Source organism: Vibrio sp. Y29_XK_CS5 (assembly GCF_024181835.1).
Taxonomy (GTDB): Bacteria; Pseudomonadota; Gammaproteobacteria; order Enterobacterales; family Vibrionaceae; genus Vibrio; species Vibrio harveyi.
Genome location: NZ_JAMZAM010000029.1, coordinates 1 through 1386 on the forward strand (window position 1 = coordinate 1; position 1386 = coordinate 1386).

Sequence of the window (1386 nt, forward strand, 5' to 3'; positions counted from 1 at the left end):
AGTTGGTCTTTACGCCAGCTGAAAACTTCAATGGCGACGCAACGATTAGCTACACCATCTCAGATGGTCAGCTCACAGACGATGCAACGGTTGCGGTGACGGTTAACCCAGTTAACGATGCGCCGGTAGCGGTGAACGATGCGGTCTCTACCGATGAAGATACCGCGGTTACTATTGATGTGCTTGCAAACGACAGCGATCCAGAGAATGACCAATTAACCATTACCAATGCGTCAGTACCTGCAGAGCAAGGTACCGTTACCATCGTGGATGGTAAGTTGGTCTTTACGCCAGCTGAAAACTTCAATGGTGATGCAACGATTAGCTACACCATCTCAGACGGTCAGCTCACAGACGATGCAACGGTTGCGGTGACGGTTAACCCAGTTAACGATGCGCCGGTAGCGGTGAACGATGCGGTATCTACCGATGAAGATACCGCGGTTACTATTGATGTGCTTGCAAACGACAGCGATCCAGAAAACGATACGCTGACTATCACAGCGGCGTCAGTACCTGCAGAGCAAGGTACGGTGACGATTGTTGACGGCAAACTGGTCTTCACACCTGTAGAAAACTTCAATGGTGATGCAACCATCAGCTACACCATCTCAGATGGTCAGCTCACAGACGATGCAACAGTTGCGATCACGGTTGATCCTGTGAATGACGCGCCGGTAGCAGTGAATGATGCGGTCTCTACCGATGAAGACACTGCGGTTACTATTGATGTGCTTGCAAACGACAGCGATCCAGAAAACGATACGCTGACTATCACAGCGGCATCGGTACCAGCAGAGCAAGGCACCGTTACCATCGTGGATGGTAAGTTGGTGTTTACGCCTGCCGAAAACTTCAATGGCGACGCAACGATTAGCTACACCATCTCAGATGGTCAGTTAACTGACGATGCAACAGTTGCGGTGACGGTTAACCCAGTGAACGATGCACCTGTTGCGGTGAACGATGCGGTCTCTACCGATGAAGATACCGCGGTTACTATCGATGTATTGGCGAACGACAGCGATCCAGAGAATGACCAATTAACCATTACCAATGCGTCAGTACCAGCAGAGCAAGGCACCGTTGCAATCGTAGATGGTAAGTTGGTGTTTACGCCTGCCGAAAACTTCAATGGCGACGCAACGATTAGCTACACCATCTCAGACGGTCAGCTAAGTGACGATGCAACGGTTGCGGTGACGGTTAATCCAGTCAACGACGCACCAGTGGCAGTCAACGACACTGTTACAACAGATGAAGATACTGCGGTTACTATTGATGTGCTTGCAAACGACAGCGATCCAGAAAACGATACGCTGACTATCACAGCGGCATCGGTACCAGCAGAGCAAGGCACCGTTACCATCGTGGATGGTAAGTTGG

1 protein-coding gene is annotated in these 1386 nt (G+C 50.5%); it reads left to right on the top strand.

Going from position 1 to position 1386, the window contains the following annotated elements:
- The coding region (locus tag NL647_RS27090) for an Ig-like domain-containing protein (RefSeq protein WP_253650915.1) at positions 1-1386 on the top strand (1386 nt) is incomplete at both ends.